Source organism: Pedobacter jeongneungensis (assembly GCF_000633455.1).
Classification (GTDB): domain Bacteria; phylum Bacteroidota; class Bacteroidia; order Sphingobacteriales; family Sphingobacteriaceae; genus Pedobacter; species Pedobacter jeongneungensis_A.
The window spans coordinates 55,262-75,201 of sequence record NZ_AYMG01000008.1 but is presented as its reverse complement, the minus strand read 5'-3'; the positions used below and the strand labels follow the sequence as shown (position 1 = coordinate 75,201).

20 protein-coding genes are annotated in these 19,940 nt (G+C 37.3%); 14 read left to right on the top strand and 6 right to left on the bottom strand.

Features of this window, described 5'->3' with window-relative positions; translation table 11 throughout:
• Positions 1-97 precede the first annotated feature (97 nt).
• Together U859_RS0106775 and U859_RS0106770 are read right to left on the bottom strand one after the other, a co-directional pair.
• Complete coding sequence (locus U859_RS0106775) at positions 98-1,402, bottom strand: ABC1 kinase family protein (RefSeq protein WP_025142662.1); 1,305 nt, start codon at positions 1,400-1,402, stop codon at positions 98-100.
• 7 nt (positions 1,403-1,409) lie between these two features.
• On the bottom strand, positions 1,410-2,063 hold the full coding sequence (locus U859_RS0106770; RefSeq protein WP_025142661.1) for a TetR family transcriptional regulator C-terminal domain-containing protein: 654 nt from the start codon (positions 2,061-2,063) through the stop codon (positions 1,410-1,412).
• A gap of 224 nt (positions 2,064-2,287) precedes the next feature.
• Here U859_RS0106770 and U859_RS0106765 point away from each other — a divergent pair, with 224 nt between their 5' ends.
• The 5 genes from U859_RS0106765 (at position 2,288) to U859_RS0106745 (ending at position 8,839) form a co-directional block, all read left to right on the top strand.
• A complete protein-coding gene (locus U859_RS0106765; RefSeq protein WP_029985532.1) occupies positions 2,288-3,142 on the top strand; it encodes an HD domain-containing protein in 855 nt (284 codons plus the stop codon).
• Between the two features lie 525 nt (positions 3,143-3,667).
• Positions 3,668-3,808 carry a twin-arginine translocase TatA/TatE family subunit gene (locus U859_RS31575; protein WP_084153034.1) on the top strand — a complete coding sequence of 47 codons (141 nt, stop codon included), beginning with the start codon at positions 3,668-3,670 and terminating at the stop codon, positions 3,806-3,808.
• A 59-nt stretch (positions 3,809-3,867) separates the two neighbouring features.
• Positions 3,868-4,080 carry a hypothetical protein gene (locus U859_RS0106755; RefSeq protein WP_025142659.1) on the top strand — a complete coding sequence of 71 codons (213 nt, stop codon included), beginning with the start codon at positions 3,868-3,870 and terminating at the stop codon, positions 4,078-4,080.
• A gap of 197 nt (positions 4,081-4,277) precedes the next feature.
• On the top strand, positions 4,278-7,826 hold the full coding sequence (locus U859_RS0106750) for a T9SS C-terminal target domain-containing protein (RefSeq protein ID WP_025142658.1): 3,549 nt from the start codon (positions 4,278-4,280) through the stop codon (positions 7,824-7,826).
• Between the two features lie 2 nt (positions 7,827-7,828).
• Positions 7,829-8,839, top strand: a complete 1,011-nt coding sequence (locus tag U859_RS0106745) for a type IX secretion system membrane protein PorP/SprF (protein WP_025142657.1) — start codon at positions 7,829-7,831, stop codon at positions 8,837-8,839.
• 135 nt (positions 8,840-8,974) lie between these two features.
• On the opposite strand, the gene rpoN is transcribed toward U859_RS0106745, so the two are convergent.
• Positions 8,975-10,447, bottom strand: coding sequence for an RNA polymerase factor sigma-54 (gene rpoN, locus U859_RS0106740; RefSeq protein WP_025142656.1), 1,473 nt, complete (start codon positions 10,445-10,447; stop codon positions 8,975-8,977).
• A gap of 168 nt (positions 10,448-10,615) precedes the next feature.
• On the opposite strand from rpoN, the gene mscL reads away from it, so the two are divergent.
• Positions 10,616-11,005 carry a large-conductance mechanosensitive channel protein MscL gene (gene mscL / locus U859_RS0106735; protein ID WP_025142655.1) on the top strand — a complete coding sequence of 130 codons (390 nt, stop codon included), beginning with the start codon at positions 10,616-10,618 and terminating at the stop codon, positions 11,003-11,005.
• 119 nt (positions 11,006-11,124) lie between these two features.
• Here the strand turns inward: mscL and U859_RS0106725 are convergent, their stop codons facing one another.
• Entirely contained in the window at positions 11,125-11,919 is a 795-nt protein-coding gene (locus U859_RS0106725; protein WP_029985531.1) for a ChaN family lipoprotein, read from the bottom strand.
• A gap of 131 nt (positions 11,920-12,050) precedes the next feature.
• On the opposite strand from U859_RS0106725, the gene U859_RS0106720 reads away from it, so the two are divergent.
• The 8 genes from U859_RS0106720 (at position 12,051) to tsaB (ending at position 16,869) form a co-directional block, all read left to right on the top strand.
• Positions 12,051-12,812, top strand: coding sequence for a LiaF transmembrane domain-containing protein (locus tag U859_RS0106720; RefSeq protein WP_025142653.1), 762 nt, complete (start codon positions 12,051-12,053; stop codon positions 12,810-12,812).
• Positions 12,813-12,832: 20 nt separating this feature from the next.
• A complete protein-coding gene (locus tag U859_RS0106715) occupies positions 12,833-13,174 on the top strand; it encodes a DUF4288 domain-containing protein (RefSeq protein WP_025142652.1) in 342 nt (113 codons plus the stop codon).
• The gene (locus U859_RS0106710) at positions 13,171-14,232 is read left to right on the top strand and encodes a sensor histidine kinase (RefSeq protein WP_025142651.1); all 1,062 of its coding nucleotides are present in this window, start codon (positions 13,171-13,173) and stop codon (positions 14,230-14,232) included. The genes U859_RS0106715 and U859_RS0106710 overlap by 4 nt, the downstream gene beginning before the upstream one ends.
• The gene (locus tag U859_RS0106705; protein ID WP_025142650.1) at positions 14,210-14,944 is read left to right on the top strand and encodes a LytR/AlgR family response regulator transcription factor; all 735 of its coding nucleotides are present in this window, start codon (positions 14,210-14,212) and stop codon (positions 14,942-14,944) included. The genes U859_RS0106710 and U859_RS0106705 overlap by 23 nt, the downstream gene beginning before the upstream one ends.
• A 249-nt stretch (positions 14,945-15,193) precedes the next feature.
• Positions 15,194-15,352, top strand: coding sequence for a 50S ribosomal protein L34 (gene rpmH, locus U859_RS31570; protein WP_010601723.1), 159 nt, complete (start codon positions 15,194-15,196; stop codon positions 15,350-15,352).
• A 67-nt stretch (positions 15,353-15,419) separates the two neighbouring features.
• Entirely contained in the window at positions 15,420-15,818 is a 399-nt protein-coding gene (locus U859_RS0106700; protein WP_025142649.1) for a ribonuclease P protein component, read from the top strand.
• The gene (gene yidD / locus U859_RS0106695) at positions 15,802-16,032 is read left to right on the top strand and encodes a membrane protein insertion efficiency factor YidD (protein ID WP_025142648.1); all 231 of its coding nucleotides are present in this window, start codon (positions 15,802-15,804) and stop codon (positions 16,030-16,032) included. The genes U859_RS0106700 and yidD overlap by 17 nt, the downstream gene beginning before the upstream one ends.
• Before the next feature lie 141 nt (positions 16,033-16,173).
• Positions 16,174-16,869 (top strand): tRNA (adenosine(37)-N6)-threonylcarbamoyltransferase complex dimerization subunit type 1 TsaB, encoded by a 696-nt coding sequence (gene tsaB / locus U859_RS0106690; RefSeq protein WP_025142647.1) that lies wholly within the window; start codon positions 16,174-16,176, stop codon positions 16,867-16,869.
• Positions 16,870-16,871: 2 nt separating this feature from the next.
• Here the strand turns inward: tsaB and U859_RS0106685 are convergent, their stop codons facing one another.
• Both U859_RS0106685 and U859_RS0106680 read right to left on the bottom strand, forming a co-directional pair.
• Positions 16,872-18,284 (bottom strand): DUF5723 family protein, encoded by a 1,413-nt coding sequence (locus tag U859_RS0106685; RefSeq protein WP_025142646.1) that lies wholly within the window; start codon positions 18,282-18,284, stop codon positions 16,872-16,874.
• Between the two features lie 30 nt (positions 18,285-18,314).
• Positions 18,315-19,883: a hypothetical protein gene (locus U859_RS0106680; RefSeq protein WP_025142645.1), complete on the bottom strand. Its 1,569-nt coding sequence runs from the start codon at positions 19,881-19,883 to the stop codon at positions 18,315-18,317.
• Between the last annotated feature and the right edge of the window lie 57 nt (positions 19,884-19,940).

Sequence of the window (19,940 nt, the reverse complement as noted above, 5' to 3'; positions counted from 1 at the left end):
ATAGCTATCGGATCGAAATAGCGAAATGGAGAAATCTGTTGGAAATATTAATATCAATTTAACTTAAAGATTTCTCCACTGCGGTCGAAATGACGACTTACAGACTAACATGAGGCTTAAAAGTATCCGTTTTAACCGTTGCCTTCAGCTCATGTAAAATAGTATACAACCCAAAATTTGTCCGGTTTACATAAATAAAATGTTTTACCCCGCGTGCCTGTTTAAATTCCGGCATTTTCGAAATTTTTTCGCCATACATATACAATTGCTCAAAAAAATCAGGCTTGCTAAAATCAAATGTTGAGCTGGTATAAGGCTTGGCAAACAAACTGATCATTTCACGATACGATTTATAATAAAACTCAACCTGCTCAGGCGAATCGTCTGCATGGATCATATCTAGTTTCCTAAACGCATCAATGGTTTTATTTTTATCGTTAATCACATCGGTTGAGATCAAAGAGAAAAACGGCTGATAAAAATCATCTGGTAATTCTTTAATGCAACCGAAATCAATTACACCAAGGTTTTCGTCCGGAGTAATCATAAAATTGCCCGGATGTGGGTCGGCATGTACCGCTCTTAATTCATGCTGTTGGAAATTATAGAAATCCCACAATGCTTGCCCGATTTTATTCCTTAGCTCTTGTGAAGGATTGGTTTGCAAAAATTCCTTTAAATGTAGACCCTCAACCCAGTCCATGGTAATAATCCGTTTTCCGGATAATTCAGGATAATATTTAGGAAATACCACATGATCGAGATTTTTACAGGCTTCAGAAAACTCGATCGAACGCCTCACTTCCAGTTCATAATCAGTTTCTTCTAATAAACGTTCTTCAACTTCTTTGATGTAAATGCTCAGTTCCCTTTCAGACATGCCCAACAAACGGAAGGCAAAAGGTTTCACTAGCTTTAAATCAGAAGAAATGCTATCACCCACGCCAGGGTATTGAATTTTAACAGCAAGTTTTTTACCATTAAGTGTAGCTTGATGTACCTGGCCAATGGAAGCCGCATTGCTTGATGTTAAGTTAAAGCTGTCGTAAATCTTTTCTGGTGTTTTACCGAAATTCTTGGTAAAAGTGCGTACAATCAGCGGACCCGAAAGGGGCGGGGCATTGTACTGCGATTGGGTAAATTTATCTACATAAGATTTTGGCAGGATATTTTTATCCATGCTCAGCATCTGTGCAATTTTTAAGGCACTGCCTTTTAATTCGCTTAGCGATTTATAAATATCGGTCGCATTATCTTCATTAAGCTGTTCGCGGTCCATTTCGGGGTTGAACAGTTTTTTAGAATAATGTTTGATGTAATTGCCGCCGATCTGGATACCGGTTTTAACAAATTTCGCTGAACGCTCTACCTTCGTAGTCGGAATACTTTTTTGTGTTTTCATCTAATCCTTAAAACCTCATCTTATCTGCAAGCTTGCCATTTCTTGATAAAAACTTGCCGTATTCTAATAAGTTATCGATTGGCGAGTGCTGAAAAAGATCAAAAGTAACATTGATCCCTTTTTCTATCGCTTCGTCGCTTTTTTCAAAACCTTCGCTGTCATCATTGATCCAGAAATTAACAATAAAAGCAAACTGGACCCACAACGCATCTTTATATCTTTTAGTTAAAAAACGGCGTTCAGCAAGCTCACCACTGTCTAAACCTTCATCAATAATCTCCTGTGCAAAGTTTTCGAAAATCGGTTTTACTCCTGCGAGTACATCTGGTGTAGAAAATTTTCCACGGTGATTTTTTAAACTATAGATCACAAAACTTCTTTCGTTTTTCAGGTTTTCCAGATAGCTGTAAAAGAAAGAAAGCATTTTTTCCCTGGCAGTGTACTGTAGCCAAACTTCCTGTTCTTTGATTTTACTGATCGTTTCGAAAGTAAGTTCGAACCAGATGGTTTTCTCTATGCTTTCGAAAGAAGAAAAAAACTGATAAAAATCCGCCTCGGTAATTTTAAGCTTTTTGACGAAAACATAAACCGATTTTGGTTTTTCATTGTTGGTTAAAACATAATCTAAATATGCTTTTCTGATTTGTTGAGCGGTTGCCATATAGCTGTTTTTTACAAGTATAACGTTTAATTTATTTGCTTGTTTTCAACGCGGCTTTTTTGTCGATCATAAAAATGTAATAATAGCTTTCAAAATATTTGAAAGTTGGTTTTTGACTAATTTACTTAGTTTTAAGCTGATTGAATTGTGGATAATTATTTTAAATAAAACTAAAATAATTAGTATTTTTGTGTTCGATTGTTCCCTAATTAAAGCAAGATAATATGATCCAGTTAAATGATTTTTTATATGGCAAAATGGAATTGCCAGAAGTGTTTTCTGATCTGTTAGATACTGACGCTTTAAAAAGGTTAGCGGGAATACATCAAAGTGGTGCGATATTTTTGGTTAACCCTGATATTTCCCATTCGCGTTTGGAGCATGCCATTGGGGTAACCATGTTGATCAGAATGCTGGGTGGTTCGGAACTTGAGCAGATTGCCGGTTTATTGCACGATATTTCGCATACTGCCTTTTCTCATGTGGGCGATTATGTTTTCGGCAATACGGATGAAGATTACCATGAAAAAGTTTTTGCCGAAATTTTGTGTAAATCTGAAATTCCAGATGTTTTATTAAAATATGGCTATAACATCAATCAGATTCTTTATGGTACGTTCGATATTTTAGAGCAGTCTTTACCCGCACTTTGTGCCGATCGTTTAGATTATACCCTGCGTGATGGCGTTCATGGTGGCATTATTTCACGTCAGCGGGCACGCGAATTTTTGACTGCTGTAGTTTTAAAAGACGGAAAAATTGCGGTTAATAATGAAGCTGAAGTAGCATGGATTAACGAGGCATTCGAAAAGCTGAACAACGAAGTATTTAAATTGCCGCTCCATCTTTATGCCAACGGGAAAATAGCAGAGCTGATCAAGAAATTTTTGGATAAGGGTTTATTGGTTGAAAGTGATCTGTTTAAAACGGATACCATGTTACTGAACAAAATAAGAACAACATACGAGGGGTATGAAGCCATTAAATCAATTAAACAGTTAAAAGGCTTTGCAGAATTTATGCGCCATGGTGCCGTACCAAAAATTAAAACAAGGAAACTGGATGCGCTTTTGGTGTAGGCGGTGAGTGATTGGCGCCAGCGGTTAGTGTTTAAAGGATATTTGTTCAAAGCGATATATCATCCTAAAGGTTAATTTGTTTATAAAAATTAATATGGATATCAGAGGATTTTAGCGAAGTGACAGGCTGCGAAGAATTGTCATGGCGAGAAGGCTTTTTCAGCGACAGCCTACCCCGAATTTCGGGGAAGCAATCTTACAATGATCGCTACGAGCATGCGCTTTAAGATTCCCGCCTGCGCGGGATCCGATAGCTATCGGATGACGGAAGTGCTAATAGAGTCTGTTTATGATAAAGTAGTAGAGATCTTTTCTTGTTGCATTTTACAATTCTGATCCAATAGCTATCAGATCCAACAACTAACCTTTTGGCTTTTGAGTTGAGCGTTTTACATCGATTAACCGATTTAAACAATTAACCATAACCGTTTTACAATTGGCAGTTTGAAGTTACTAATGAACTAGTGACCAATGAACTAATAAACCAATGAACTTTTCTACCTATATTGTACAAAAATTAATATTATGTCTGCAATAGAAATTATTTTGATCGGTGTGGTAATCCTGTTGATTTTCGGTGGTAAGAAACTACCTGAATTAATGCGGGGGATAGGGAAGAGCGTAAAGGAATTTAAAGATGCCAAAAATGAGCCTCCTGTTAAATAATTGCTGTTTATAAAACATTTGCTTACCGGATCTGTTTTTAGTTCAAATACACTTCAACAATGGAAAATCAAAAACACGATCAGGCCAAATCAAAATCCGATTTCATTAAAGAAAACGAAAAAAATCCTGAAAAAGGATTGAACAACTGGAATGATCGTTTGGATGAAAATCTGGAGCCTGAAGATCAAAACAACAGCATCGCCGACGAAAAAGCAAAAGATTTCTCAGAAAAATACGGAAGCGGTGATCAATCCGACGAAGGCAATAACTGAATATTTATTCTTTAATCTGATAGGAATAATATTAAGTTCTTCAAAATTTTTACACCACTCTCTATAGTTTATTACACGAAACGCGATTTTCTTCCCTAAAAAATGTTAATTTTTTTCCATGTGATTTGATTAATGGTATATTGCATATCTATTATCAAACAAACATGTATAACGTTTTCAAAATAAGCTGATAAGTAATGAACAGGCGTTGGTTATTGGTTTTATTTTTTTTGCTCTTTGCATCATCTTTATCTTATGCACAAAATACATCCAACAAGGGAAAAGATTTTTATGTAACATATGCCGGGCATGTTGATGGAAAAAAAACACGATTAACTTTATTCTTATCTGCCGATAGGGCAACTAAATACCAGGTTACTGTGGGTAATAATGTGGTTTCGTCAGGTACAATTCCTGCCAATACCTGTTTGCCCGTAATTATTGATCCGAATGTTGCCACCAGCGATGCTTACATCGGTACAAATGATGTGATAGAAAGTAATAAGGCTATTCATGTAACCACAAGCGATAATCCAATTTCTTTATATAGTGTAATTGCCTATCAGGCCCGTACTGGCGGTACTATGGTACTTCCTACCAATACTTTAGGTAAAGAGTATTATACTTATAGTTATCAAAGCGCTAATACTAATGGCAATTATGCAGAATTTACCATCATTGCTGTAGATGATGATACCGAAATAGAAATCACGCCTACAAGTGGCAACGCGGCTCACCAGGCCAATCAAACCTTTACAAAAACATTAAATAAGGGTGAGATTTATCAATATCAGGCTACAAATGATTTATCAGGTAGCCACATTAAATCTACTAAGGGATGTAAATCTATTGCGGTTTATTCTGGCAATACCTGGGCATCATTTTGTGAGCAGGGAAGTAGCAGAAATCCAAGTGGTGGCGATAACCTTTATCAGCAGCTGTTTCCGGTTACGGCATGGGGAAAAAACTTTGTAACTGCACCTTTTTACAATACAACACATGGCAATACGGATGTTTTTCGGGTAATCGTTTCAGAAGATAATACGGTTTTAACTGTAAATGGCAGCACTACAGATGCTAATGGTTCTACATTGAGTAATCCATATAAAAAGGGTTCGATCGTTACTTTTTTTTCTACTTCGGCTAATGTCATATCGGCCAATAAACCTATTTCGGTTGCCCAGTATCAAACTTCTCAAACCTGTAATTTAAATAACCGGACAACACCAAACGCAAATGATCCCTATGTTGGTGATCCAGAAATAACGGTACTTAACCCGGTTGAACAGACTTTAAGTAATATTACTGTTTATTCTAGGCTTGATAATGTGATTACGAACATCAATAAATTTTTTATTAATGTAATCATTAAAACTGCTGATATTCCCTCATTTCGCTTAGATGGAAATCCTGTTTCAAATTTTGTTGCGATAAATGGCGAGTATAGTTATGCAATTGTTGATGTAAGTTTAAGTCAGCAGGCACAGCACCGCTTATCTGCTGCAGGTGGTTTTTCAGCTATTGCCTATGGTTATGGCTCTGTTGAATCTTATGCCTATCTCGCTGGTGCAAATATTCAGAATTTCACTTTTCAGCCATTAAATGAGGCTACGGGCAAGAATGTAACCAGCGGCTGTTTAGGCGAAATCATAAAATTAAAAATTAATCTGCCCTATCAACCAACCCAATTAATTTGGGATGTACATAATGGTGATGGTGCAATAACTGAAACAACACCAACTGCTCAGGGTACGTTTACCAATAACGAAGTTGTTTATTATACCTATTTATACCCTAAAGAAATTAAATATGATCAGCCTGGGGATTACCAGTTTAAGGTAATATCCACCAAGCCTACTGCAGATGAATGTGGGAATGTTGAAGAATTAACTGCTGATTTTACGGTTGATAATCAACCTTCGGCTATTGCGGTGGTCCCTGAAACAGGTTGTCAGGCCAGTGGTACCCAGTTCACCGATCAAAGTAAATCCAATTCCGATTCGAGGAGTATTACACAATGGTTATGGGATTTTGGAGATGGGGAAACTTCAACAGAACAAAACCCGGTTCATATTTTTAAAAAAGCGGGATCATTTAAAGTAATTTTAACGGCTACAACTGATTCTAAATGTTCTGACGTATCTGAAGAATATCCTATTCTGATCAATCCTCAACCGGTATCCGATTTTGAAGTAAGTGGATTATGCACCGGCAAACCGATCAAAATAATTGAAAAATCAACGATAGAAAATCCGGGAAAAATTGTAAAATGGACCTGGAATTTTGGCGACGGTTCTGCTGATGATACCAATCAAATTCCTGTTCATCAATATGGTGCCCCAGGTTCTTATACCATTACTTTAACCACCGTAAGTGATAAAGGATGTGTAAGTGAGGTGAAATCTAAAACGGTAATCATAATCAATCCTCAGCAAGCTGATTTTATCCTTCCTGATTTTTGCCTGGATGATGGCGTAGCCAAATTTAAAAATACCTCTAAAAATGCAGATGGGAGCATTACTGATTTAACCGCTCAGTGGACTTTTACCTTTAATAATAATACTGTAGCAACCTCAACTGATTTTGACGGTTCTTTTTCACCTACTGTTACTGGTGATTATGGTGTGGCTTTAATTGTTAAAAATGGAGATGGCTGTGAAATGTCAAAAACGCTCACGTTTACGGTTAATGGGGCGGTTAAAACTGCCGATTTTGATATTGTAAAAAATAACGTTTGTGTAAGCGATAAGATTATCATAAAAAATACATCAACTACTTTTGCGGGCAAGATTACGAAAATTGAGATTTATAGGGACTATCCAAATGAAACCAGCATTTATAAAACCATTCCTTATCCCGATGACAGCGATATAGAGATTCAGTACAATACTTTTGGAGGTACCACAGATCGTAGCTTTAATGTTAGGCTTGTGGCTTATTCAGGTGAAAGTTGTTTTAAACCCGTAGATAAACCAGTTACCGTAAAACCAGAGCCGCAATTGGAGTTTGATGATATGCCTGCTGTTTGTGAAGCCGACGGAACAGTACTCATTACACAGGCGAGGCAGAAAACCGAAGAAGAAGTAACCGGAGGTGGTGGCGAATATGCTGGGGATGGCATGAAGCCTGACGGGACCTTTAACCCTAAAATTGCTGGGGTTGGGGAACATACGATCACTTATACTTTTAAGGGAGGTAATGAATGCTCTTCTTCAATCAGTAAGAATATAATAGTATACAAATCGCCGGTAGCCGATGCTGGTAATTTAATCTACATCTTGGCTGGAGGACAGATCGAAATCCCTGCAACTGCTGAAGGAACCAATTTAAAATACGAATGGTCGCCGGCAACCGGATTAAACAAAACGAATGTGTTAAACCCTATTGCCTCGCCCGAACAGGATACCGAATATACCTTAACGGCAACTACTCAGCCCGATGGTTGTGCAGCTACTTCTAAAGTTTTGGTAAAAGTGTTGCAGATGTTAAATCCACCCAATACCTTTACACCAAATGGCGACAACGTAAACGATACCTGGATTATCAAATATTTAGAATCATATCCTAAGGCTACTGTGGATATTTTCAATAGAAATGGACTTAAAGTATTTTCTAGCAAAGGGTATAAAGTTCCCTTTGATGGAACTTACCAGAATGAACCGCTTCCGGTTGGCGTTTATTACTACATTATTAATCCGCAAAACGGACGAAAAACTATAACAGGACCTCTCACAATAATCAGATAGAATTGAAAAAGATCATAGCTATATTTACGCTTTTTATAACTTTTAATGGTTTTGCGCAGCAAAAACCACAGTACACGCAATATATTTTTAACCAGTACCTCTTAAATCCTGCACTTTCAGGCATTGAAAATTACCTAGATTTTAAAGCCGGTTACCGTAAACAATGGTCGGGTATTACCGATGCCCCTCAAACGTCTTTTGTATCTGCAAATTGGGCGTTGGGCGATAACCAGTTATGGAGCAATGCGCTGACCTCTTTTCCTGAGCAAACGGGTAATCCAATGGACCGGAATTATATGCAGAACTATATGTCGTCGCCGTCGCACCATGGAATGGGGGTAACGGCTGTATTGGATAAAACCGGACCTATCAAGCGATTGGATGCTAATGTTACCTATGCTTACCATTTACAATTGAGTAATAATTTTAATCTATCGGCAGGTGTTGCTGCCGGGATTTCGAGTATTTCATTGGATGTTAATGCACTTACTTTTGATACCCCGATTGATCCGATTATGAACAGGGCACTGATTAACCAGGTAAAACCCGATTTAAGTATCGGTTTATGGTTGTACGGTGCACGGGTATTCGCAGGTTTATCGGTACAGCAGATTTTGCCACAAAAATTAAGTTTTACAGGCGATAATACCTATAATTTAGGTAAAGAAGCACCGCATTATTTTGCTACGGGAGGTTATAAATTCTTTGTAGATGACGAGATTTCAGCTATCCCTTCGATAATGGTAAAATATGTATCGCCGGCACCTGTTTCTTTTGATTTAAACATGAAACTGGCCTTTAAGGATAAAGTCTGGTTGGGAGGAAGTTATCGTAAAGATGATTCTTTTGCCGCAATGGCCGGTTTTAATATCGGCAAAATGGTTAACTTAACTTATTCTTACGATTTTACTACTTCTCAATTAAATCAGGTAAGTAATGGCAGTCACGAAATTGTGTTGGGCGTATTGCTCAATAACGTTTACAAAGTGCCATCGTATATTAAAATGTGGTAATTCAGTTGATAGTTGGCAATTTTCAGTCGGCAATTCTATAGTTACAGTGGCTAGTTTTATGCCGTGGTAAGCAGATCTATACTTTTAGTAGTAATTAACCAACTGTAAACTTCTAACTGTAAACTGCCAACTGAATTATAGTTCTTTTCTTAACCTTGCTACAGGGATATTCATTTGCTCGCGGTATTTGGCAACGGTTCTTCTGGCAATGTTATAACCTCTTTCTTTCAATATTTCGGTTAATTTTTCGTCAGCTAACGGCTTGCGTTTATCTTCGTTGCCAATGCAGTCTTCCAATATTTTTTTAACCTCTTTATTCGAAACTTCTTCACCATTTTCGGTTTGAATGGCTTCCGAGAAGAAAGATTTAAGCAGAAAAGTACCAAATTCGGTCTGTACGTATTTAGAGTTTGCCACCCTCGATACGGTTGAAATATCCATATCGATTTTATCGGCAATATCCTTTAAAATCATCGGACGCATTTTACGCTCATCAGCCGTTAAAAAATATTCGTACTGGTAGTGCATAATGGCGTTCATCGTTTTTAACAAAGTTTGCTGTCTTTGTTTAATCGCATCGATAAACCAACGCGCCGAATCTAGTTTCTGTTTTACAAACTGAACGGCTTCTTTCAGTTTTTTATCTTTTGATGAAGCTTTATCGTAATGCTCGAACATTTCCTGGTAAGATCTGCTTACTTTAAGTTCTGGGGCATTTTTCGAGTTTAACGTTAAAATAAGTATGCCGTCGTTATTGCTGATATGAAAATCAGGGATAATCTGCATCTGTTTAGTAGTCACCTGGTTGGCATCGCCCGGTTTCGGGTTCAAACGCAGAATTTCATTTACCACTTCCTTCAATTCTTCGCTATCTAAACCTAAGCTTTTTTCTAATTTATCATAATGTTTGCGTGTAAACTCGTCCAGGTAGTTTTCTACCACATTCATTGCTTTAATGATAATGGGATTGCCCGGATCTTTCCTTTTCAACTGGATAAGCAAACATTCTTTTAAATCTCTTGCACCAATGCCTGGAGGATCAAAACTTTGGATCAGTTTTAACATCTCCAATACATCTTCTTCCTCCACCATTACATTCTGAGAGAATGCAAGATCATCGATCATAGAGCCTAACGGACGGCGTAAATAACCATCATCGTCTAAACTGCCGATAATCTGTTTACCGATAATAAAATCCTGGTCGGATAGGGGAATAAGGTCTAATTGTTCCTGTAAACTTTCGAAAAATGTACTTTCAATGGCGATTGGGGTTTCTTTCTTCTCCTCATCGTCATCTCCATTGTTGTAATTGGTGCTATAGTCGTTGGTAGAATCGTCTTGCAGATAATCATCCACATTAAATTCATCCATACTCGTGTCTTCTGATGACTGTTCGTAATCGTCGGGACCATCATTTAAATCGTCGTACTCGCTTTTAGGCTCGTCCTGCGTCATTAAACTCGGGTCTTCAAGTGCCGGGTTTTCTTCAAGTTCTTCTTTTACCCGCGTATCTAAAGCAACAGTTGGCACCTGTAACAGTTTGATAAACTGTATTTGCTGTGGTGATAACTTTTGTAATAATTTTTGTTGTAGGTGTTGCTTTAGCATATTAAATATAAAAGAATGGGGCAAAAATAAACAATAGATTTCAGATATTCTTTGCAATTGATCTAAATGCTATCGATATGTTCGGTTTTTTAAAATTATTTGCTAAACGTTTGGATTGAATTTAATGTTTGCTATTTTAGTGAATAAATAAACTAAAATTAAAAAAATATGGGATTTGTAAAAGAATTTAAAGATTTTGCAGTTAAAGGAAATGTACTCGATTTAGCTGTCGGTGTAATTATTGGTGCAGCTTTCGGTAAGATTGTAAGCTCATTGGTTGAAGACATTATTACCCCCGCAGTTTTGGGTCCTGCATTAAAGGCTGCAGGATTAGAAGACCTCAGTAAACTTACCATTGCAGGTACGGCTATTAAATATGGTAATTTCCTTTCGCAGGTAATTTCCTTTATTATTGTTGCGTTGGTTCTTTTCCTGATTATTAAAGCAGCCAATAATTTGAAAAAGAAAGAAGAAGCGGCTCCAGCTGTAGCTCCTGTACCGACAAAAGAAGAAGTGCTTTTAACCGAAATCAGAGATTTATTAAAAGCAAAAGCATAATAAAAAAGCTCCGCAGACTGATCCCAACTGCGGAGCTTTTTTAATAACTTCTTTTTACCGAAGGGTCGGTAATAATAATGTAATCGCCCAGCTTTTTGAATTTGTCCCAATCCGGGCTGTTAAAAACTTGCATCAGAAAAGGATGAGATATTCAGGATTTTTAATTTTGGATTGACCCGCGCCAGTTGGGCCAAAGTACCCAGTTTTTCATCACTATGAAAACGGCCGTTGAGTTGTAAAACTTTTATTCCTTTATTTGCCTTCGTAAATTTATTTATCGACCAGGCCATGGTAGCATCCCATAAATTTTGAGTTTGGTAAATCTTCATTGAGCCCATGTTATGGCCACCTAAAGTTTCTATAAATTTGTCATAATACCTGCCCCGAGCAGTATCGATTGGTAATGGCGGTAAAAAGTTAAATGACGTTTTAGGGAAGTTTTCCAGGGCTTTTAATCCGCCCATGGTAACCGCATTGCTGTATCGGGTTGCAGCGTTGGCCGCAATCACTTTCAAATTGTGCTGTTTGGCGTATTCTACCAAAGGTTTGTAATCTTTGTAATTCCCCCAGGCCCTTCCTTCTTTAATGAAATTCTTTTCGGAAATCAGCCCCGCTAAATATTCATCTACTTCAGGTTGTACATCAGTATGGAACATTTCTAATGACAAGGCCGTTTTTTGTGGATATGCAATGTTGAGTTTTTTAAATATTTCGGCCTCCAGGTAGTGCCCGATGGAATCGTTATGGTCTTCACCAAAAAATAGTACATCATTAACATTCATATCCGAAACGATATCATCAATTGTGACGGTTTTTTGCTTTTTTACATCATATATTTTGTAATGATTGCTAATTTCCTGCGCATATACTGCCGAAGAAATGCTTAAACCCAACATTAATAGGAAAAATTTCATGGTCTCAAAATAAGAAAATAATTTTCACCGATAAAATAACGCTACTTACCGCCTTTTACCCAGTTCTTGCGCCTGGTATATATTATGCATAAACACTTATCCATACTTTTGGATTATTAAATATTACACACATGGATAATCTCAATCATAACGATAATAACAACACTAAAAATTCTGGGAGGGCTTTAAGTGGTTTCATCATAGCAATCATCGGGATCGCACTTTTATTAAATAACATGCATTTAGATATCCCTGGATGGATATTAAGCTGGTCTAATTTTTTAATCTTAATTGGTGTATTTATCGGCGTTCGTCGTAACTTTAAAGGTGTAGCCTGGTTAATCCTGATTTTAGTCGGTGCTTACAATACTTTGGATAATATGAATCTTGATTTTGATCCTTCCAAATACGCTTTAGGTGTTGGTTTGGTGATAATCGGTGGGTTTTTGATCTTCAGGCCAAAAGATTCAGAATTATTCGGCAGGAGACGTAAAGACAGGAAAAAAGCAAAATTTGATTTCGAGGGAGCAACTGATGATAAAACGGCAAATAATAACGACATTATTGATGTAACAGCCATTTTTGGCGGAAGTACGCAAACGGTTTATTCCAAAAACTTCAAAGGAGGTGATATTATGGCAATTTTTGGTGGAGCTGATATCGTGATGACCCAGGCCGATTTTCCTGAAACAGTATCGCTCGACGTAACTGCTGTTTTTGGAGGGATTAAATTAATTGTTCCGCAAAACTGGGCTATAAAGTCGAACGTAACTGCATTATTTGGTAGTGTAGAAGATAAAAGGTCTCATTTAATGCCCGTGTCAGAAATGACAAAAACATTGATTTTGGATGGTACCGCATTATTTGGGGGGATCGAGATCAAAAGTTTCTAAACATATAATAAACATCGCCTATGAAATGGTTTGCAGTAAATTGTATCTATCAGGTAATTTGTGGTGAAGGAAAGCACACGCCTCAGTTTAATGAGCAAACGCGTTTAATAAAGGCAGAAGACATAGCCCAGGCCTTAGATAAGGCAAAATTGAATGCCGTACACTTTAATCCGCCGTTTGATAACTGTAAAGGCGATAAGGTAGTATGGAAGTTTATAGGTGTAGGAGGAATATCGGCAGTTGAAGAACCTGCTGATGGTGTTGAAGTAAGTTCGAGAATTGTTGAACCGAAATCGGTAAACAAGTACCTGGAGAAGCTAAAACACCGCAATAAATCATTAACTAATCAAAAACCGTTTTGACAACTAGACCTTTATCCGTTCCACAGATACAAAAAACATCGCTTGCACTAGCAATAGTGTGGACTGTATTGTGTGGCATTGGATTGCATTATGTGGTAAATTTTTCATGGTGGATATCTGTAACAGATAGTCTGATCAATAATTTTTTATTGGCTTTGGCCTGTATTGGGATCAGCAATATGCTGGGTTATTACCAGCCTAAAAATGAGCGGATCCTGTATGTACTCATTATTACCCTTGCCCTCACATTTGTAATTATTTATGTCGCTAAATATTCAATGCTCTATATATTTGCCGATTATAAAGAGTACAAAGATTTCTATAATTTCTCTTTTGCTTTCCGCGGACTGATTTCTTTTATGTGTTTGGCCTGGTGTGCCCTTGCCAATATTTTATGGTATAGGCTGGAGGAGCAGTCGGAAACACACGAGCGGCTTTCTGCAGCAAAAAGTCTGGCAAAAGAGGCCGAACTGAACAAATTAAGGCACCAATTACAGCCACACTTTCTTTTTAACAGCTTAAATTCAGTATTTGCCCTCACCATGGTTAACCCGAAAGAGGCAGGGGTGATGATTACGAAACTGGCTTCTTTCCTCCGTGGAACCTTAAAGCGCGATGACGAATTATGGGTGTCGGTTGAGGAAGAAATGGAATATATCCAGTTGTACCTCGATATCGAAAAAGTAAGGTTTAGCCATAGGTTAAATATTGAAGTAAACGTAGCTGAAGATACTTTAAACCTTTGCTTACCGGGAACCTTATTGCAGCCTATTGTAGAAAACGCGATTAAATTCGGGCTTTACAATACTTCAGCCGGGATTACGATTAAGGTAGATGTTACGGTAGAACATAATATTTTACAACTAAGGGTACAAAACCCATTCGATCCTGAAATGAAGGCTGCCGGAGGAACCGGATTTGGTTTGAGTGCCATCAAACGCAGGTTATATCTTTTGTTTGCGAATACACATCTGTTACAGACCGATATTGAAGCAAATAATTTATATATTACCACCCTAAAAATTCCACAAAAAAATGATCAGAACAATACTAATTGACGATGAGCCTTTAGCAAGAGATATTGTAAAATATTACCTTTCAGATCATGCAGAAATAGAGATTGTAGCCGAATGTGGCGATGGATTTGAAGGATTAAAAGCAATTACCCTACATAAACCCGATTTGATTTTTCTGGACATCCAGATGCCCAAAATAAGCGGTTTCGAAATGCTCGAACTCGTGGAAGATAAACCTGCCGTAATTTTTACAACAGCTTTCGACGAGTTCGCCATTAAGGCATTCGAGGTTAATGCTGTAGATTATCTGCTTAAACCGATTGATAAATCGCGTTTTGATGCAGCCATTAAAAAGCTACCGAACAAATTAAACCAGACAGAAAATACCGAAGCGGTTTTAGATGCAGCAGCCTTAAGTCCGGCCCAAAACAATAGGGTAGTGGTTAAAAAAGATGGTGTAATCAAAATTATTCCAGTTGCCGATATCAATTATCTGGAAGCAGATGATGATTATGTGAAATTAAGCACGGTTGATGGTATATTCTTCAAAAATAAAACCATGGCCTATTTCGAACAGACGCTTGATACCGGCCAGTTTATCCGCATACACCGTTCTTATATTATTAACCTGGCACAGGTAACCAAAATAGAGTTAAAAGAGAAAGATAGCTATGTGGTGTTGTTAAAATCGGATATCTGGTTGCCGGTTAGTAAAACTGGCTATGTAAAACTGAAAGCGGCGTTGGGATTGTAAAAAAGAAGAATTGCTTATTTCGTTCCATTGGAACGAATCATAGGTAGAAAAAATGCAATAGGCATATTTTCGTTCCGTAAGAACGTTTCGTTAAAAACAATCATTTATAAACGAACCATTGGCCTTATTTTTCAAAAGATTTTTTACATTTGCATTAAATAGAAAAAATAATAATTAATCACTCTTGCATTTGTAGAGAAATCGCTTTATATTTGCACCTCTTAATTTTACAATAGATAATATACAGTCATGAAAAGAACATACCAACCTTCGCAAAGAAAGAGAAGAAACAAACACGGCTTCCGCGAAAGAATGGCAACAGCTAACGGCAGACGAGTATTAGCATCACGTCGTGCTAAAGGAAGAAAAAGATTAACAGTTTCTGACGAACGCAAGCATAAAGCATAATTTTTGATTGCTTTTCCATTAACCCGGAATTGGCAGATCAAAATCTGCAGTTATCAATCAAAAATATATGTACACATTCAGGAAAGAAGAACGGTTATGCAGCAGGAAACATTTAGACCTGTTGTTTAAAAACGGTTCTTCTTTTTTATTATACCCTTTTAGGGTTTCCTATCTTTTTGTCGATCAACCGGCTGATGTGCAGGCCCAGGTGGTCATCAATGTTCCTAAAAAGAGATATAAACGGGCAGTTGACCGTAATTTGCTCAAACGCCGCATCCGCGAAGCTTATCGCTTAAATAAACAAGATAAATTATACCTTCCACTACCTACCGATAGAGGATTGCTTTTGTTTTCCATCCAGTTTGTTGGTAAGGATAAATATGAATTTGCCTTTATCGAGAAAAAACTGATCGCTACCTTCAAGCGTTTCCATAATTTAATCCAGCCCAATGAAATTCATCAATAAAATTTTCGGCTGGTTCTTTTTAGGTTTGATCAAAATTTATCAGTACGCCATTTCACCTATGCTTGGCGCAAATTGCCGTTTTACACCAACCTGCTCTCAATACGGCATAGAAGCGATTAAAAAACACGGTCCGTTTAAAGGTGGCTGGCTGGCGTTAAAACGCATTGGCCGTTGTCATCCCTGGGGTAAACACGGGCATGATCCGGTTCCATAGCGAGGCTTATTGGTTCACAGGTCATTAGTTCATTGGTAAAGCAAATCACTAACGAAATATTTGTTGTTAATTATTTAAATTCCTTAATGGACTCCAGACTTCGGACTGCCGACTTCAGACTAAAAACTATATCTTTGCCCTATGGCTAAAATACTTCAAATAGAAACGGCTACAGCATTTTGTTCTGTGGCATTATCTGTTAACGGCGAAACAATTTCATTTAAAGAAGAGCAAGGTCAAAACCTGCATGCGGCAAATTTAACGCTGTTTATAGATGAGGTAATTAAAACTGTTGGATTAAATTATTCAGAATTGGATGCCATCGCCGTAAGTAAAGGCCCGGGATCTTACACGGGTCTGCGGATCGGTGTTTCTACCGCCAAAGGACTTTGTTATGCCTTAGATAAACCTTTGATCGCCATTGAAACTTTAGAAATGATGGCTGCGGGCTTCTTGTCTGAAAATCCTGATTATTCAGGTTTCATCTGTCCGATGATAGATGCCCGAAGGATGGAGGTTTACACTACAGTTTTTGATCCTTTATTAAATATATTATTGCCAACTGAAGCTAAAATTATCGACGAAATGAGTTTTAACGACTTCCTTTCGCAACAAACCATTACCTTTTTGGGCGACGGAGCTGCCAAATGCGCTGAAGTTTTAACTCATCCAAATGCAAGGTTCGATGCCGCTAATTTTAATTCTGCCTCATACATGTCGAAATTAGCCAGTCAAGCCTTCGATAAAGGTAATTTTGAAGATGTAGCTTATTTTGAGCCTTTTTACCTGAAAGATTTTGTGGTTACCCAATCTAAAAAGCAACAGGCGCAGGGTTAAGCTTATTTTCTCTTAAAAATCGAAAACAGGCTTTTAAAGAAGCTACCACCGTCACTTTTGTCATTAATTCCCGGTATCACATCAGCAAATTGTGGATGGTTAACCACATTGCCAAATTTAATGCCTACACCCATATAAAAAGAGGCGCCATTAGGTCCGCTACCTACAGTAGCATCATTTTTAAGTGTTCCGAGGGTTTGGAAACTGGTTGCAACTAAATTATCGGTACCTAAAAACAGTTCGAAATTAGGGGTTTGGTATTTGCCTTGCAGGCCAACCATAAACACACCGTTTAAATTATACAAAGGTGTTACGCTTCCTGAAAAATTGTTGGCAATGAAAGTATTTACAAAAGCAACATCACCACCTTTGTAAAACAGGTTTTTAGAAGCGGCCAATGCGGGTTTGTAAAAACCATAACGTTTAGACATATAAACATCCAGTTTAGCGTTGGTAGGGGCCAAAAACTTCTTAGGTTGCTCTGCCAGTAAAAAGATATCCTTTATTTCCTGATTGGTATTCGATTGATTATTTTCCAGGTTTTCAATCAGTTTCGATCGATTTATCGTAGTACGCTGGGTATTGCTGCGCCACCAGATAAAACCTAAATCTTTAACATTAGCCATTAAAAACAAACCTTTTTTCGTGGTATAATTTGTTCCAAAACCGAATGATAAACCCGGGTTTTTGAAATTAGGGAAAAAGGTTTTCTTATCTACCTCATTAAAATCAGAGAAGTTCGCCGAATAAGTTCCATCCAAACCAATCAGCATGGATGATGCTTCCGGATCGATATAGAGATAGGAATTGGAAATGTCGAGTTTGTTATATAAAATTCCGCTTAATAAACTGGCTTTTAAACCAAAAGCAAGTCTTTTGTTCCAGTTCTCACGGTAGGTAAAGCTGAACTGGTGATAGCTTTGTTCATATCCTTTGGTATCGAATATACCTGTATATTGCTTATTTGGTGTGAAACGTTCAAAAGAATCAAAAATAGCCAAAGTTTCGTTGGTATAGTCTACATTGGCATCCGATCTGATCTGCCATGAAAAGCCCATTTCTTTTTGATATTTATATGATTTGAAAAGACGGAAAGTAGCCACATAAATATTACTGTTCTCGAAGAAATGGTTAATTTCTCCAGTTCCAATAGGTAAACCGGTGGTGTTGTATTGGCCCTCTTGCGTTAATCTTCGTACAATATATTTAGAACTGCCCTTATTGATGGCATTTACGCCAAAATATGGCAGGAAGAAATTCGAAGAAAATTTTCGCGACGAATCGAGTGTGAAAGATTTTTGAGAAGGGTTTTCGAAAGCATCAAACATGGTTTTCGTGCCGAATAGTGCATATTGTTGTGCATTTGCAACCCCGAAGCTGGTCAATGCCAGTAACGCAAGTAAAAGTTTCTTCATGTAAATAGTTTTGTCTGGGATGATTTCTTATTAACGGTTACTTAACGAATCTGGTATTTCTGGTTTTAAATATTTGTTTAAAAGCAAGTTAGTAATGAATTTGTTCCGGTCTGCACTCATCTGGTAATAAAAAGTATCGAAACTTTTTAAACCGCTATCGGCCCTTAAATGTTTGTAAAAACCCAATTGGATATTGCTCCTGAAAATATCTGCCGAGTTTTTGGTATTGATGTAATAACTCACATTCGAAGTGGTCGAAATCTGGTTAACTGCATCCAGATATTGGGGAGTTTGGATCAAAAGCCTGTTCTTTTTGTAGTCATTTAAAAACGATTGTACGGTACTTGCATTATTAGCTACAATTAAATTATTATCCACAATGGTATAATAGGGCCGGCCGAATTTTTTAAAGGGTTCTCCGAAATAACTGTATAAAATATCTGATGATTTAAAAAGTTTTATGTCATCATTATAATCAGCACTCACATCAAGCAACAGTTGTTTTACCTTCTCGCCATTGGATAAAGAAATTGCCCCAAGTTTTTCGGTGGTACTTAACTGGAAAAGTATAAACTGGTTCTTAGTATACACCGGGAATATCGCATTCATATCTATTCGGTATTCATCCTTTATCTTTTTAATTACTCCATTTGTTTTATCGGTTACTTTCGTCTGTTCTTGCCAGTTATTTAGCTTTTTTAACCATTTTCCGTAATCATCATAAGCATAAAGGGCATAATTTGCAGTATTATCAGGTAAGATATTCTGTATCGAAGTGTTTTGCGGAGCTGTGCTTTCGAACAGTTTAAGGTAGTTTTGCTGATCTTTTAACTCCGAATTTCCACTGAAAAGGATTTTTTCTTTACTAAAATTGTAATTGAGTACCGCAAAACTGTTCTGTTTATTAAAAACAGCAATTTCTCCATTAATATTTCCGGCAATGATATTCTTTAACAATAAAGGAGCCTGGTTAAAGTTGATATACACATGCGCCAGTACATTTTTGATCTGGCGGTTATTCTCTTTTATATATTCTGTAAAAGGATTTTCGGTTAAACGTACATTGGCATCGTTGATGAGTTTTAATGAGGTAGAAACGGTTAATACCTGACCATGAACACCCAGATAAACCGATAGGCTGTCATTCAATTTAACGGTATATAGTTCTTTAGAATTTTCGCTGATTGATTTTTTGGTTTTTAAAGCCCCGTAAAATTTTTTAATGTCGTTATCCGGCTGGATCTGTAAGGTGATCAGGAAATTTAAAGTTTTATTCGAGTCGGGGAGTACGCTAATATACACCTGTTGATCTTTGAGGTACTTATTCAGCATATTATCATCGATAATGCCCGATTTTAATTGTCTTAACAGGTTCATTTTATCTTTGCCCAAAACCTGTTGAATAAGCTGCTGGCCTTCCAGAATATCATAAAAGCCTTTGTCGTTCTGAAAAGAAAACACAAGGGCGGCATTATTGGTTGCAGATTGCAGCGCCAGGTCTTTCGCATCATTATCCGTACCCAATTTCGAAAAATAGAGGTAAGCCATAAAGGCTACACCTAAAAATAATGCACTTGTTAGAATTACGATTTTTTTCATCTGCTGTGCAACAAATTTAATTTATTACATTGATTAGTGAGAAGTTCTTTGTCAATT